The following is a 15,861-nucleotide window of genomic DNA, read 5'->3' as shown; positions in this document are numbered from 1 at the left end:
TGGCGTTTTAACCACAGTGAAATAAAAGTTCAATTTTCCATTTTAAAACAATTAGTAAAGCAGAATTTATTCTAGTTATCTAGTACAGCCCCAAATAAAAAAACGGTTCGTATTTTGTCGCCAATCAGGTATGATTAAAAGTGTCAATTTTTGATAAATAAATGAGGTCAGTTTATGCAAAAACTCGCATATCATTTAGATAAATCCGCCCCATTGCCCCTCTATGAGCAACTTTATCAGCAGATTAAAACCGCTATTCATCGGCAGGAGTTACAACTCGGCGATAGGCTGCCGTCTAAGCGTAAGCTCTGCCAATATTTACATATCAGCCAAAACACGGTTGAAAGTGCTTATGATCAGTTAATTGCCGAGGGCTATGTTGAATCGCACCCTCGGCGGGGCTTTTACGTCTGTTTCCAAGCGGAATTGGATTTTCCTCAAACAGCCGCCGTTTTGCAAAAAATGCCCGCCAACCCACCGCTTGTTCGCCCGCAATTTGATTTCAACCCGAATGCGATTGATACCGTTCATTTCCCGTTTCAACAATGGAAAAAGAGCGGACAAGGTCTTTACCACTCCGCCAGCCAGCATTTGCTTCCGTTAGACGCTGCACAGGGCGATCTTGATTTACGCCAACAGATAGCCGATTATCTTGCCGCTGCCCGTGGTATTCATTGTCAGGCAGCCCAAATTATTATTGGGGCAGGGGTGGAATATTGTATTCAACATTTGATTTTATTATTTAATCAGCTCTACCCCGACCGCCCTTTTTATTATGGAATGGAACATTACGGCTATCCGAAAGTAGAAAAAATCCTGCAGTTATATCAAAAGCCGATCATTAAATTACCGCTGAATGCACAATATCAGTTGGATTTGGATTTTTTATTTCGACAGCCCGTCAATATTGCCTATGTTACCCCTTCAAATGTCTATCCGTTCGGGCAAGTCATTCCGATTTCCCAACGCCAAGCCCTGCTGGAATGGGCGGAGGCACAGCCCTGTCGTTTTATTATTGAGGACGATTACGACAGCGAATTTCGCTATAAAGGTAAGCCGATTCCGGCATTAAAAAGTCTGGATAAGCAGCATAAAGTGATCTATTTAGGGTCTTTTTCTAAATTATTGATGCCGTCATTACGGCTAACATTTATGATCCTGCCGCCTGCATTGCTTGATCTTTATCAACACTATTGCGCCTGTTTTCATTGCCCGATTTCCCGCTTTGAACAATATCGGCTCGCCCGCTTTATTCAACACGGCTATTTTGAAAAGCATCTTCACCGAATGCGCAAAATCTACCGCAAAAAAATGGAATTACTTTGCCAATTATTAGCCCCTTACAAACATAAGATCAGCTATTATGGTGAGCATTCCGGCTTTAATTTGTTGATTGAACTCTTAACCGAAACCCGCTCAACCGAAACATTATTAGGGTTAGCCGCACGGCAAAAGATCAAACTTTACCCGATTGATTACCCGCAGCGGCGGTTGTTCAGTTTAGGATTTGGCAATTTATCGGAACGACAAATCAGCGAGGGATTAGCCGCTTTACTGGCTGCGTGGGAAATAAAAGCCCCTTGACGCAGGGGCTAAAAGGGTTAATCAAACAGATGACGGTGGGCAATTAACTGCTCTCTGGTGAGGCTAAATACCCCCAGCCCGCCCTGTTTAAACTCAATCCAGTGAAACGGCACACTTGGGAATTGCTCAATTAAATGTACCATACTGTTACCCACTTCGCACACCAATACCCCGCTCTCCGAAAGAAAATCTGCTGCTTGAGCAAGAATACGTTTGGTAATATCCAGTCCGTCTACCCCAGAACCTAATGCCAACTCCGGCTCGTGGTGAAATTCCTCCGGCATATCGTCCAAATCTTCCTGATCGACATAGGGCGGGTTGGTAACGATTAAGTCGTAGCGATCTTGCGATAAATCATCAAACAAATCAGATTGCATTGGGAATACCCGATGGGCAAGCTGATGGCGTTCAATATTGATCTCTGCCACATTTAACGCATCAACGGATAAATCAACCCCGTCAATTTCCGCTTGCGGAAACCGCTCCGCACAGGCAATTGCAATACAACCGCTACCGGTACAGAGATCCAAAATCCGCTTTGGTTCAGCGCGTAAAATACCGGTAAAGCCCTGTTGAATTAACTCGCCAATCGGCGAACGGGGAATAATCACCCGCTCGTCCACATAAAATTCCAAGCCGCAGAACCACGCCGAACGGGTAAGATACGCCACCGGCTTACGCAAGCCCAAACGCTGTTCCACCATCGCCACAATGCGATTTTTCTCCGTTAACGTCAGCCGTGATGCATACAAACTTTCCGGCACATCGACCGGCAACGCCAACGCACTTAACACCAGTTGGTTCGCTTCGTCCCACGCATTGTCAAGTCCTTGCCCGTAATAAAGATCGGAGGCATTAAAGTAGCTGTATGCCCAACGCATCATATCTAAAACGGTTTTGAGATCGTCCGTAACAGGCGAGGCGTGAATATCGGCTAATAAATCGAGGTTATAACGAGGTTCAAACATAATATTTTACCGCAAAAGAAAATTTGCGGTTTTATACCATATTTCCCTTTGTGTTAGAATGCTTCCAATTAAATTTTAAGAGGAAAAAGAATGTTTGATGACAACGATGTCGAGCTGTTTAAGCAGGCTGCCCAAGGGGCTAAAAAGCTCAAACAAGATACGATTATGCCGAAAACCGAACGGCAAACCAACGCTAATCTCATTCGGGCGCTAAAAGAGCAAGCCGATACGCTCTTTTATTTTTCCGATGAATACGAGCCGCTGCTAACTGAAGAAAACGAAAAAGTCCGCTATCGGCGTGAAGATGTTGATCCCTATATTCTCAAACAACTGCGGCGGGGCGATTTTCACCCTGAGCTGTTTTTGGATCTGCACGGTTTAACCAAAGAGCAAGCCAAAAAAGAGCTTGCCAGCCTGATTTTAGCCTGCGAGCGTGAACAGGTTTACTGCGCCAGCATTATGACCGGCTACGGCACACGGGCATTAAAATACCAAATTCCCCGTTGGCTTGTGCAGCACCCCAAAGTGCTTGCCCTGCATCAAGCACCGAGAGAATGGGGCGGCGATGCGGCAATTCTGATTTTGGTTGAACAACCGGAAAAAATCGATTACAAGCGGTGAGATCGCCCCTATTTCTTGCAAAAACAACAAGTGCGATTTCCTAGCGCATTGATTACAGGTAGAATACGCCCTTTATCACTGTTTGAAAAGGAAACAAAATGTTACAACTGGTGTTCGCCGTTTTATGTAGCGTATCCGTCGGGGTACTGATCAAAATTGCACGCAGCAAAGGGATTTTCATCGCACAGAGTATTGCGGTGAACTATTTGGTCGCCATTGCTCTCTGTTATAGCCTGCTCAAACCGAATTTTAACGGGCAAACACTCGTGCAAATTGTGGCGGAGAACCCGTCCGCCTACATCTTTTTGGCGTTAGGTCTGCTATTGCCGAGTGTGTTTCTGATCCAAGCCAAAGCCCTTGAGTTTGCGGGCATTATCCGTACCGATGCGGCACAACGCCTTTCACTCTTTCTGCCGATTTTCGCCGCATTCACCCTGTTTGGTGAAGCGGTTACTTTCCCTAAATTATTTGCATTGATACTCGCTTTCAGTGCATTAGGCTGTTTACTGTGGCGAAGCCAAACCGGTATTGACAGCAAAGGCGGTAAAACAGCACTTATCAGTTTAGCGCTGGTATGGGTCGGTTTCGGCATTATCGACATTTTATTCAAACAAATGGCAAAAAGCGGCTCGGCGTTCCCGCTCACGCTCTTAATCGCCTTTATCGGTGCAGGCTGCGTGATGTTTATCTATTTACTGCTGAAACGCACCCAATGGCATTTGGCTAGCATTGGCGTAGGGATATTATTAGGCGGGTTAAATTTCGGCAATATTCTGTTTTACATTCAAGCCCACCAAGCGATGAAAGACGATCCCACCCTCGTATTCACCGGAATGAACCTAGGCGTGATCGGACTAGGCACACTCATAGGGGCATTAGTATTTAAAGAAAAAATCAATAAAATCAACTATATTGGCGTTGCAGTCGCAATCGTGGCGATCGTCTGCCTGTTTTATTGGCGCTAACTATGAGTAGCGGTGCGGCAACACTATATTTTCAATAGGGGGAATAGATGAAAGGCTTACGGCATTACGCCCAAAATTACGTCAATTGGGTGCTACGTTTAGGAAAAGGAAAATCCGCATTGCTGGGGTTTGTGGTGCTGGCAAGTTGTGCGATTGTGATCCAAGCCGGATTGAGTTTGCTGTTTACCGGACAGATTCAAGCGATCGATATTTTACGCTCGATCATCTTCGGCTTAATTTCCGCCCCATTGGTGATCTATTTCTTCAATTTGATTGTCGAAAAGCTGGAACGCTCGCGTATTCGGCTGGAAGACTCCCTTAATGCGCTCTCTCGGCTACGGGAGCAAGATGCCCGTTTGAATGCCGAACTGGAGCAACAAGCCGCCTTTCTACGTTCCTTTTTTGATGCTTCCCCCGATTTAGTCTTCTATCGTGATGCCGAGGGGCATTACCTCGGCGGCAACCGAGCATTAGAAATTTTAACCGGCAAAACGGAAAAAACACTCATCAACCTCACCCCGAAAGATATTTACTCCGAGGAAACCGCCAAACTGATTATGGCAACTGATCGAGATACGCTAATCAGCAACACCGGCGTTACCTACGAACAGTGGATTCGTTACCCGAACGATAAATTAGCCTGTTTTGAAATCCGCAAAGTCCCCTATTTCGACCGAGTGAATAACCGCCACTGCATTATGGGGTTTGGACGGGACATTACCGAGCGCAAACGCTATCAAGAAGTGATCGAAAAAAACAGCCGAGATAAAACCACATTAATGGCAACCATCAGCCACGAATTACGCACCCCGCTAAACGGCATTATCGGCTTGAGCCAAATTCTGCTTGAAGGGGAACTGAGCGATCAACAGCGGGAATACCTGAAAACCATCAATATCAGTGCCGTTTCCCTTGGGCATATTTTCAGCGATATTATTGATTTAGAAAAAATCGACAGCCGCCGCATCGAGCTTTTCCGCACCGAAGTGGAGTTTTCACAGCTCATCAGCAATATCAGCCATTTTGCCAACCTAATGGCAGAACAGAAAAAAATTAAATTCCATATCCACTATGACGACGATCTGCCAACCTTTATTTTTGTCGATAACGCCCGCCTTAGCCAAATATTGTGGAATTTAGTCAGTAATGCGGTCAAATTTACCCCCGCCGGCGGCGATATTTATTTGAATGTCGTCCGCTATGATAATGACCATTTCGGCTTTATTTTACGGGATACCGGCATCGGCATTAAAGCCAGTGAACACCGCAAAATTTTCGCAATGTTCTACCAATCGGAAAATTCCCAAGGCAAAAAAGCGCAAGGCAGCGGCATTGGGCTTGCGATCTCCAAACGTATCGCCAAGCTAATGGGGGGCGATTTAACCGTCGAAAGCGAACTGAACCAAGGTTCAACCTTTACTCTGACAATCCAAGCCGATGAAGTTAATTCCCAACAAGCCGTTTCCCTCAATACGCACGCCCTCAAAGTCTTATTGGTGGAAGATATTGAAGTGAATGTCGTGGTGGCGAAAGCAATGCTGGATAAATTCAGTTGCCAAGTCGATGTCGCAATGACCGGTGCAGAAGCCTGCCGCCTGTTCGACCAAAACAGCTACGATTTAGTGCTACTGGATATTCAACTGCCGGACACCACCGGCACGGCTCTCGCTCAACAATGGCGGGCAAGCTACGAAAACGGTGAAGTCGATTACCTGCCACTATTGATTGCCCTCACCGCCAACATTGTTCAAACCAAATCGGAATATCGCCAAATGGGAATGGACGATGTGCTGCGCAAACCGCTCTCGATTGAAGCCTTGTCCGACTGTCTCAACCGCTATTTCAACGAAGGATTTTGGGAAAATAGTGCCGACAACGAACCGCTTGAAGCAGAAACCGATCTGCCGGACAGCCCGTTCGATCGCCAAATTTTGCGGGAACTCATTGACGTAATGGGCAAGCAAGCCGTACTGAATAATTTCGCTCTCTTTGCGAAACTGATGCCCACCTACTTGGACAACTTGCACCACTTTTTACGGCAATGGCAGCAAACCGATAACCCGGCACTGCGGCAACCGATTGCCGAAGAAGCCCATAAAATCAAAGGGGCATTAGCCTCTGTCGGGCTTGCAAAATTACAACAAATCGCCCAACTGGCACAAACGGATAACAGCGAGCAATGGGCAGCCCAAATTAGCGGCTGGATTGACGCGCTTTCGGCAAATTGGCAAGCCGATTTAGACCGTGCTATTCAATGGGTGGAAAGCCGTTAAAACAAGCTGTCGCTAAAAGCGGATTGTTTGCAATATGTCAATATTGCTGGCATATCACGTTGGTATTCGCCATAAAATCGCATAATGTCGAGGTGCTATGAAGGGACGCAAGCCTTGCGTCCTTGCCTATGAGCAATGATTTTGCTTAGTGTCGCTACCACATAGTAGTGCAAAATTTTCAACCAAACTGACCGCTTGCCAGTTTTAAAAACCTACCAACCGAGTGCTTGGTGGGCGACTTGCTCTCTTGCCCCACGACAATGGGATAGGGTCAATAGCCCTAAATTCCGCAAAATCTGTACCGGCAATGTGTCATGGCAAAAGAGGCTAATTAAGGCACTGGTGCTACGCATAATGCGGGTTTGATCCGCTTGTCGCCGCCGCTCAAATTCGGATAATAGGCTGATACCGCCGAGATCCTGCCCAGTTTGAAAAGCCTGCGTAACCAATTCCGCCAAGCTAAACAGATCCCGCATTCCCAAATTAAACCCTTGCCCTGCCACCGGGTGCAGTAGTTGGGCAGCGTTGCCGACAATCGCCAGGCGGTGATGAATATGGCTGGTCGCTTTTTGCGAAGAAAGCGGGTAAACAAACCGCTTGCTTACCCGTAAAAACTTACCGAGCCGCCAGCCGAACTGCTGTTGCAGTGCGCGCAAAAATTGCGCATCGGCATACGCCATTATTTCATCAGGCTGTTGTACGCACCACACCAACGACATTGTCCGCTCCGCCAACGGCAACAGGGCAAACGGCCCTTGGGCAGTAAAACGCTCAAAAGCCTGATTGTGATGAGGTTCGGCAAGTTCAACATTGGCAATCACCGCCGATTGCCGATAATCTTTCATACACACCGTTTCCACCCCGCACATTTGGGCAATGCGAGATTGAATGCCGTCTGCCGCAATCAGCAGCGGCGTGTCGAGCAGTTCCCCCGAAGCCAGTTTGAGCGTGCATTTTTCCGCCGTGCGTGTGAGCGATTGCACCGTATCGGGACAGAACAGGCGGATATTGTGATGTTGGGCGATCGCTTTCGCTAAGGTTTCCCCCAGTGTCGCCAGCTCCACGACCACGCCAAAGTTATCCAGTTTTAACTCATCGGCTCGTAGGGTAGTTTTGCCGAAATGATGTTGATCGGAGACCTGTATTTGCTTAATCGGCGTGGCAAGTTTTGCCGCCAGTGCTGCCAAATTATCGCTACCAAGCGGTCGGATCTTTGCCATTTTTTGCAATGAACCGTACGCCAAGGCAATCGAGCGGGCATCAAAGCCGCCCTGCTGCTGATAATCGGGCAACTGTTTTTCAATGATCGCCACCCGCATTTTATGCCCGCTTGCACTGCTCAATGCTAACGCAAGCACCGAACCGGTTACTGCACCGCCGACAATCACGGCATCAAACTGCTGTTGCATTTTTCGTCCTCGCCGCTGAGTTAATTGACTTCAATCAATGGTTTTGTCGGATCATAGGCTGCTAATTCTCCCACGGGATAGAGCAACACCCCGGCAGCATTTGCCACTTTTTTGACGGCTTCGACCGCTTGCGGCTCAATGGCAATCAATAAGCCGCCGGACGTTTGCGGATCACACAAAATCGCTTTTTGCTCATCCGTCAGCGGTGAAACGAGATGACCATAGCTGTCGAAATTGCGTTGCGTGCCGCCCGGCACTGCCCCTTGGGCAATATAGTGTTTGACCCCGTCCAGCATTTGAATGCCCGCAACATTCACCACCGCCCGTAACTGCGAGCCTTGACAAATTTCGCTCAAATGCCCCAACAGCCCGAAGCCCGTTACATCGGTCATTGCGGTAATGCCTTCAATCTCGGCAAAATCCGCACCTATGCGGTTCATTTGGCACATTACATCACGGGCAAGATGGTGATGCTCGGGCTTTAATTTGCCCTGTTTTTCAGCGGTGGTCAGAACACCAATTCCCAACGGTTTGGTCAAAAACAGTTGGCTGCCGGCGGTGGCAGCGGCATTTTTTTTGATTTTTTCGGTAGAGACAACACCGGTAACGGCTAAACCAAAAATCGGTTCGGGGGAATCAATAGAATGCCCGCCGGCAAGGGCTATGCCTGCTTGTTGGCAGGCAAAACGTCCGCCCTCCACAATTTTTTGTGCCACTTCCGCTGGCAGTTTATTGATCGGAAAGCCCAAAATCGCAATCGCCATCATCGGTTTGCCGCCCATTGCGAAAATGTCGCTGATCGCATTAGTGGCGGCGATACGCCCGAAATCAAAGGGATCATCAACAATCGGCATAAAAAAATCGGTCGTGCTAACAATGCCGATGCCGTTGCCAATGTCATACACTGCCGCATCATCGTGGGTTTCATTGCCGACCAACAAATTCGGGTCAAGCCATTTTGCCTGTTCGGTCTGTAAAATTTGGGTTAAGATTTTCGGGGAAATTTTGCAGCCACAACCGGCACCGTGGCTATATTGAGTTAAGCGAACATTCTCCATCGTCATCATTCCTAAAATTCAATTTGGGCGGAATTTTACGCCGTTTTGCACAAAATTGACAGTAACCGACCGCTTGTAATGTGCTACACTAGCCTTCTTTAGATATTTTAGATAAAGAGTAGAATGCCAACGATCAATCAATCCGCCCTTGTGCCGTATAGTGCGGCGCAAATGTATCGTTTAGTGAATGACTACGAGCAATATCCGCAGTTTTTATCCGGCTGTGTCGGGGCGAAAACGCTCTCTTTGGGCGAAAATACCTTAAATGCCGAACTGATTATTGAAAAACTTGGCATTCGCCAAACGTTCAGCACGCATAATACGATGATTGAAAATGAGAAAATCACAATGACCCTGTTGCAAGGCCCGTTTCGTCATTTACACGGCACTTGGATATTTCAGCCCTTTGACGAGCAAAGCTGCTACATTCGGCTGACGTTGGATTTTGAGTTCGCCAACCCGATGATCGCCCTTGTGTTCGGCAAAATTTTTAATGAATTAACGCTGAAAATGGTGAATGCATTCAAGCAACGGGCGAAGGAGGTCTATGGTGTCTGAATCGAAAATCGTTATTGAGGTTGTGTACGCCTATCCTGACAAATATTTCACCAAAACGCTATCGCTGGATACGCCGATTTCGATCCAAAATGCCATTTTGCAATCAGGCGTGTTGCAAAAATATACAGAAATCGACCTGCGTGAGAATAAAGTCGGCATTTTCAGCCGCCCAGTAAAATTAACGGATTTGGTCGAACACGGAGATAGGATTGAGATTTACCGCCCGCTGATTGCCGATCCGAAAGAAATTCGCCGCCAACGGGCAGCACAACAAAAAACCGAAAAAGTCTGATGGAATAATGGTCAATAAAATGTGAAGTAGATCACATTTTGCTGACCATCTTTTTCGCTTTCCTTTCACAAAATAGTGTAAAATCAAAGAACTTTTTATTTTATTTCTAGGAGTACATAATGGCAGAACGTAAAGAACTGGCAAATGCAATTCGCTTTTTAAGTATGGACGCTGTTCAAAAAGCCAATTCTGGCCACCCCGGTGCGCCAATGGGTATGGCAGATATTGCCGAAGTGTTATGGCGTGATTTTCTCTCTCACAACCCAAGCAATCCGGCGTGGGCAAATCGTGATCGCTTTGTCTTATCAAACGGGCACGGTTCAATGCTCATTTATAGCTTATTGCATTTAAGCGGTTACGATCTTTCCATTGAGGATCTCAAGCAGTTCCGCCAACTTCACTCTAAAACACCGGGACACCCTGAATACGGCTATACACCGGGGGTTGAAACCACCACAGGTCCGCTCGGTCAAGGTATTACGAACGCTGTCGGTATGGCGATTGCGGAAAAAACCTTAGCCGCACAGTTTAACCGTGAAAGTCATCAAATTGTCGATCACTACACCTACGCTTTCCTTGGCGACGGCTGTTTAATGGAAGGGATCTCCCACGAAGCCTGCTCATTAGCGGGCACATTAGGCTTAGGCAAATTGATTGCATTTTACGATGATAACAACATCTCAATCGACGGACACGTTGAAGGCTGGTTCTCGGACGATACCGCAATGCGTTTTGAATCTTACGGCTGGCACGTTATCCGCAATGTGGACGGGCACGATGCCGAGCAAATCAAAGCAGCGATTGAATATGCGCAAGAAGAAAAAGATCGCCCGACTTTAATTATCTGTAAAACCATTATCGGTTACGGTTCACCCAATAAAGCCAACTCTCACGACAGCCACGGTGCGCCGCTAGGCAATGACGAAATTGCACTCACCCGCCAAAATCTCAACTGGGCACACCCTGCTTTTGAAATTCCGGCAGAGATTTATGCGGCGTGGGACGGTAAAGCAAAAGGCGAAATCGCCGAAAAAGCGTGGAATGCAAAATTTGCCGCTTATCAGACCGCTTACCCGGAACTTTCCGCCGAATTTAAACGCCGTGTTGAAGGTAATCTGCCGGAAAACTGGGCGGCGGAATCACAAGCCTTTATCGAAAAACTGCAAGCTAACCCGGCAACCATTGCCAGCCGCAAAGCCTCACAAAATGCGATTGAAGCCTATGCCCATTTACTGCCGGAATTTTTAGGCGGCTCGGCGGATTTAGCCAGCTCCAACTTAACCCTGTGGTCAGGCTCTAAGCCCATCCGAGCCGATCACAATCAAGACGGAAACTACCTCAACTACGGCGTGCGTGAGTTCGGTATGTCGGCGATTATGAACGGCATTGCCCTGCACGGCGGATTCATTCCTTACGGTGCAACATTCCTAATGTTTATGGAATATGCCCACAACGCCGTGCGTATGGCTGCGTTAATGAAACAGCGTGTCTTATTTGTGTACACCCACGACTCTATCGGCTTAGGTGAAGACGGTCCGACTCACCAACCGATTGAACAAACCGCCGCATTACGCTTAATTCCAAACTTAGATACCTGGCGTCCGTGCGACCAAGTGGAATCGGCAGTGGCTTGGAAAGCCGCGGTGGAAAAACAAAACGGCCCAAGCGCCTTGATTTTCACTCGCCAAAACTTAGCGCAACAGCCTCGTGATGCCGCTCAATTAGCTAATATTGCCCGTGGTGGTTATGTGCTGAAAGAGTGTGAAGGCACACCGGAACTGATTCTAATCGCAACCGGTTCGGAAGTGGAATTAGCCGTTAAAGCGGCAGAGGTGTTGAGTGCGGAAGGTCGCAAAGTACGCGTGGTTTCAATGCCGAGTACCAATGTCTTTGATGCGCAAGATAGTGCTTACCGTGAAAGCGTATTACCGAGCAACGTAACTAAACGTATTGCCATTGAAGCGGGTATTGCCGATTTCTGGTATAAATATGTCGGCTTTGAAGGTCGCATCATCGGAATGAACAGCTTCGGTGAATCCGCCCCGGCAGGCGAGCTATTCAAACTGTTCGGTTTCACCGCCGAAAATGTTGTCGCAAAAGCGAAAGAAATTCTGTAACAAATACCGAATTTTATTCACAAAACCCACCTTTTATGGTGGGTTTTATTTTATGCTGTATTAAACTAGCATTTATACTAGTCTATAAAAGGTAATTTATTATAAATTAAAGAAACCCCTTCAAAAAAAAACCTTGATTTTTTGTAAAAGTTGATAAAGATCATATAAATAATCCAAACTCACTTTTCAGGCTACATTTTCTCTATAAATCAGACATCTATTAAACGCCTACTCTCTGACTAAAGCAACGACGGTGCTGCATCAAGTAAGATACGGGTATACTCTTTCTCCGGATGATCAAAAACGTCATTGGCTTTGCCTTGTTCGACAATCAAGCCACCGTTCATTACCACTATGCGATCGGATACTTGACGCACCGTTTGCAAATCGTGGGAGATGAATACCATCGCCAAATTCAGTTCCTTTTTCAGATCCGCTAACAAATTCAATACCTGTGCCCGCACGGAAACATCGAGTGCGGAAGTTGGTTCGTCAGCGACAATCAATTTCGGATTAAGCGCTAAGGCGCGAGCAATTGCTACCCGCTGTTTTTGCCCGCCGGATAAGCGGGTTGGTTCAACCAGTGCTGCTGAACGAGGTAAGCCTACCCGTGAGAGTAAATCATATACCCGTTTTTCCCGCTCGTGCGGTTGTAGAATATTATGAATATCCATCGGATCTTTGAGAATATCCAACACCCGCATTCTCGGGTTAAGCGCCGTTGCCGGATCTTGGAAAATGACCGATACTTGTCGCCCAAACTGTTTACGCGCTTCCGTACTACCATACTTCATTTGTAAGCCGTTAAACTTGACCGAGCCTTGTGTCGGTTTTTGTAACCCGATAATCACACTGGCAAGGGTAGATTTTCCGCAGCCTGATTGTCCGACAATCCCGACCGTTTCACCGGCGTTGATTGTCAAACTCACACCGCCAACCGCCGTGAATTTTTTCGGGTTAAATAGTGAACCGTCCCGGGAAGGAAATTGCACGACGATGTTATCTAATTCAATGATCGGTTGTGCTTTTAATGGTTTCATACTCATTATTTATCCCTCCAAATGAGAAGCCCAAAGGTGTTTAGGATGATCGCCTGTCGGCACAAGTTTTAAACGTTGATTCGGATTTGCATCCGGTCTGAGCGAGCGGCTGGCAAAACGGTCGCCTTTTGCAAAATCAAACGGAGACGGTACACTGCCTGGAATTTGGTATAAACGTTCCGCCCGACATTCCGTAGAAAGTACCGACCCTAATAAGCCACGAGTATATTCGTGGGTTGGGTTTTCCAACAACGGTGTCGTTGGCGCAGCCTCTACCACCTGCCCAGCGTACATTACGGTAATATGGTGCGCAATTTGAGCAACCAAAGCTAAATCGTGGCTCACAAACACCATCGCAAACCCTAATTTTTCCCGCAGTTCATTCAACAGTTTAATCACTTCCGCTTGTACCGTAACATCGAGGGCGGTTGTCGGCTCGTCCGCAATCAGTAATTTCGGCTCTCTGGCTAACGCCATTGCAATCAGCACACGCTGACGTTGCCCGCCGGATAATTCGTGCGGATAACGGTTGAGTGTTTTTTCCGGATCGAGTTTCACCCACTGTAACAAGGTTTCTGCGCTTTGTTTACCGCCACGGCTGATCAACTGTGCCATTTGGTCTTTGATCCGCATTGATGGATTTAAGGCACTGAGTGCGTCTTGGTAGATCATTGAAATTTCGTGTCCACGCAGGCTATTGAGATCCGGCGAAGTCAATAAATTATGCTGTTTACCGCTGCGATCCGTAAATAGAATTTCTCCGCTAATTCTCGCCGTACTTGGCAATAGTCCCATAATTGAGAAGGCAGAGATAGATTTACCGCAACCGGACTCACCCACCAAGCCCATTGTTTCCCCTTCATTAACGGTGAAGCTGATATTATCCACCAATGGAATATCGCCATAGCGGTTCGGGAAACGGATAGAGAGATTTTTAACTTGTAAGATCGGTTTTGCATTCGGATCTAACTGCATACGATCGGTACGACTTTTCTCTTTCTCGTTTAATTTCAATAAGTAACGTTTAAGGGCAAGGCTCTCTGCCATTGCTTCTTGCACATCGGTCGAAAGCGGTTTAGATACATCTTCTTTTTTCGTGGTCGGACTGCGTTTGAGTTTTGGGTTCACCAATGCATCGGTTAAACCTTCCGCGAGAATATTCAGTGCCAGTACGGTCAATAAAATCATCATTCCGGCAAAGGTTGTTGCCCACCAGAAACCGCTTAAGACAAGATTACGCCCTTCCGCTAAAATATTCCCCCAAGATGGGTATGGCGGCTGCACACCTGCCCCTAAAAATGATAGAGAGGCTTCCAGTACAATCGCATCGGCAACCATTACGGTCGCAAAAACCAAAACCGGTGCGGCAGTATTGCGTACCACGTGTTTAAGCAAAATATAGGTGCGGCTACCGCCGATGACCCGCTCGGCACGCACATAATCTTCTTCCCACTGTGCCACCACATTTGCACGCACCACACGGGCTAACTGCGGGGTATAAACAATCGCAATTGTAATGATGATGACCGGCGAAGAATTACCGAATGTGGCAATCAAGACGGCAGCAAGTGCAATCCCCGGAAACGCCATCAGAATATCCATCAAGCGCATAATCACTTCATTGCCTAATTTTTGTGCGGTTGCCGCTGTTGCACCGAGAATACTCCCGAAAATAATCGCACAGCCTACCGCCCCTAAACCGATAAATAGTGAGGTTCTCGCTCCGTAAATAATACGGGAGAAAACATCACGCCCGAGGCGATCCGTCCCAAACAGATAATCTGCACTTGGTGATTGTACCGGTCTGATCGTTTGAAGCGGATCATAAGTGGCGACCCAAGGGGCAAACACCGCAATAAGTGCAACGAAAACAATAAAGCCGAGGGCGATTTTTGAACTGGTTGGTAACGCTCTAAATCTTGCACCGCCCGACGCAAGTCGTTGAGCTAATCCTTGGCGAAACATTATAGACTCCGAATTTTTGGGTTAATCAGCAGGTAAAGAATATCCACAATAATATTCACTACCACGAAAGTAAACGCAATCGTCAAGACAACGCCCTGAACTAAATGCAAATCGTGATTAACAATACCGTTAAAAATCAATTTACCCATTCCCGGCAAATCGAAAATCTGTTCGATAACCACTGCGCCGCCAAGCAAATAACCGACACGCAAACCCAGTACGGTTACCGGCGTGATTAGCGCATTGCGTAAAACATTGTGGCGGATCACCGTAGCATAGGGTACGCCGTTACCGATCGCCGTACGGACATAATCTTTATCCATCTCTTCCACCATTGAAGTACGTACCACACGGATAAGCGAGGCACAAACCGGAATGGCTAATGCTAAAGACGGCAGTGCCATTGACGCAATATATCCGCCGACACTTTCGCTAAAGGGGACAAATCCGCCTGACGGTAACCAATCTAATTCAAGGGAGAACCATTGGATCAATAAAATCCCTAACCAAAATGACGGTGTCGCGACTGCGGCAACCGAAATAAAGCGGATAATTTGGTCAATCAAACGATCTCGGTGCAAAGCAGCTAACACGCCAAGGCTGAAAGAGATAATCGCCGCTAGAAACACACCGATAAACGTTAGTTGTAACGTGAGCGGAAACGACTTGCCGATCATATCAATAATCGGCTGCTCCGGTGGTGTAGTCATTCCGAAGTCAAACTGCAATAAATTCACAATAAAGCGAAAATATTGGACAATAATTGGGTCATTCAGTCCGTGCTGTTCACGGTATAGCTCTTTTGCAGCTTCACTAGCACTCTCCCCTAATGCCACAGTGGCAGGGTCGCCCGGCGTGAATTGCAAGACAATAAAAACTAATGCTGTTACGCCAAGCATCATAATCGGCAAAGCCATTAGGCGACGTAATAACAAACGAAGTACAATTTCCATTTTATTCTCCGATTAAACGGTGAGTGGATAGATAGCTATGAGAGGGTAAGCAAGCGGT

13 protein-coding genes and 1 pseudogene are annotated in these 15,861 nt (G+C 47.0%); 8 read left to right on the top strand and 6 right to left on the bottom strand.

The window, feature by feature from the left end:
* Window positions 1-75, top strand: a pseudogene (locus RO21_RS12860) (IS1595 family transposase); the annotation flags it as partial.
* 99 nt (window positions 76-174) lie between these two features.
* Window positions 175-1,584 (top strand): MocR-like pyridoxine biosynthesis transcription factor PdxR, encoded by a 1,410-nt coding sequence (gene pdxR, locus RO21_RS07315; RefSeq protein WP_047977146.1) that lies wholly within the window; start codon window positions 175-177, stop codon window positions 1,582-1,584.
* A gap of 17 nt (window positions 1,585-1,601) precedes the next feature.
* On the opposite strand, the gene prmB is transcribed toward pdxR, so the two are convergent.
* On the bottom strand, window positions 1,602-2,552 hold the full coding sequence (gene prmB / locus RO21_RS07310; RefSeq protein ID WP_047977145.1) for a 50S ribosomal protein L3 N(5)-glutamine methyltransferase: 951 nt from the start codon (window positions 2,550-2,552) through the stop codon (window positions 1,602-1,604).
* Between the two features lie 90 nt (window positions 2,553-2,642).
* On the opposite strand from prmB, the gene smrB reads away from it, so the two are divergent.
* From smrB to RO21_RS07295, 3 genes are all read left to right on the top strand, one after another.
* Entirely contained in the window at window positions 2,643-3,173 is a 531-nt protein-coding gene (gene smrB / locus RO21_RS07305; RefSeq protein ID WP_047977144.1) for an endonuclease SmrB, read from the top strand.
* Window positions 3,174-3,271: 98 nt separating this feature from the next.
* Window positions 3,272-4,138, top strand: coding sequence for a membrane protein (locus RO21_RS07300; RefSeq protein ID WP_047977143.1), 867 nt, complete (start codon window positions 3,272-3,274; stop codon window positions 4,136-4,138).
* A gap of 47 nt (window positions 4,139-4,185) precedes the next feature.
* Window positions 4,186-6,411: an ATP-binding protein gene (locus RO21_RS07295; protein ID WP_047977142.1), complete on the top strand. Its 2,226-nt coding sequence runs from the start codon at window positions 4,186-4,188 to the stop codon at window positions 6,409-6,411.
* 212 nt (window positions 6,412-6,623) lie between these two features.
* Here the strand turns inward: RO21_RS07295 and ubiH are convergent, their stop codons facing one another.
* Window positions 6,624-7,820 carry a 2-octaprenyl-6-methoxyphenyl hydroxylase gene (gene ubiH, locus RO21_RS07290; RefSeq protein WP_047977141.1) on the bottom strand — a complete coding sequence of 399 codons (1,197 nt, stop codon included), beginning with the start codon at window positions 7,818-7,820 and terminating at the stop codon, window positions 6,624-6,626.
* Between the two features lie 20 nt (window positions 7,821-7,840).
* Window positions 7,841-8,878, bottom strand: coding sequence for a selenide, water dikinase SelD (gene selD, locus RO21_RS07285; protein ID WP_241482449.1), 1,038 nt, complete (start codon window positions 8,876-8,878; stop codon window positions 7,841-7,843).
* Window positions 8,879-9,001: 123 nt separating this feature from the next.
* Here selD and RO21_RS07280 point away from each other — a divergent pair, with 123 nt between their 5' ends.
* The 3 genes from RO21_RS07280 (at window position 9,002) to tkt (ending at window position 11,845) form a co-directional block, all read left to right on the top strand.
* Window positions 9,002-9,436, top strand: a complete 435-nt coding sequence (locus RO21_RS07280; RefSeq protein WP_047977140.1) for a type II toxin-antitoxin system RatA family toxin — start codon at window positions 9,002-9,004, stop codon at window positions 9,434-9,436.
* Window positions 9,426-9,728 carry an RnfH family protein gene (locus RO21_RS07275; protein ID WP_047977139.1) on the top strand — a complete coding sequence of 101 codons (303 nt, stop codon included), beginning with the start codon at window positions 9,426-9,428 and terminating at the stop codon, window positions 9,726-9,728. The genes RO21_RS07280 and RO21_RS07275 overlap by 11 nt, the downstream gene beginning before the upstream one ends.
* Window positions 9,729-9,847: 119 nt before the next feature.
* The gene (gene tkt / locus RO21_RS07270; RefSeq protein WP_047977138.1) at window positions 9,848-11,845 is read left to right on the top strand and encodes a transketolase; all 1,998 of its coding nucleotides are present in this window, start codon (window positions 9,848-9,850) and stop codon (window positions 11,843-11,845) included.
* 239 nt (window positions 11,846-12,084) lie between these two features.
* Here the strand turns inward: tkt and RO21_RS07265 are convergent, their stop codons facing one another.
* From RO21_RS07265 to RO21_RS07255, 3 genes are read right to left on the bottom strand one after another with little or no spacing between them, the layout of a single operon-like run.
* Window positions 12,085-12,891 (bottom strand): ABC transporter ATP-binding protein, encoded by an 807-nt coding sequence (locus RO21_RS07265; RefSeq protein ID WP_047977137.1) that lies wholly within the window; start codon window positions 12,889-12,891, stop codon window positions 12,085-12,087.
* A 3-nt stretch (window positions 12,892-12,894) separates the two neighbouring features.
* Window positions 12,895-14,850: a dipeptide/oligopeptide/nickel ABC transporter permease/ATP-binding protein gene (locus RO21_RS07260; protein ID WP_047977136.1), complete on the bottom strand. Its 1,956-nt coding sequence runs from the start codon at window positions 14,848-14,850 to the stop codon at window positions 12,895-12,897.
* Window positions 14,850-15,803, bottom strand: a complete 954-nt coding sequence (locus tag RO21_RS07255) for an ABC transporter permease (RefSeq protein WP_047977135.1) — start codon at window positions 15,801-15,803, stop codon at window positions 14,850-14,852. The genes RO21_RS07260 and RO21_RS07255 overlap by 1 nt, the downstream gene beginning before the upstream one ends.
* Between the last annotated feature and the right edge of the window lie 58 nt (window positions 15,804-15,861).

The organism is Muribacter muris (genome assembly GCF_001038205.1).
GTDB lineage: Bacteria > Pseudomonadota > Gammaproteobacteria > Enterobacterales > Pasteurellaceae > Muribacter > Muribacter muris.
The sequence above is the reverse complement of the archived record's forward strand: the minus strand, read 5'-3'. Positions and strand labels throughout refer to the sequence as shown.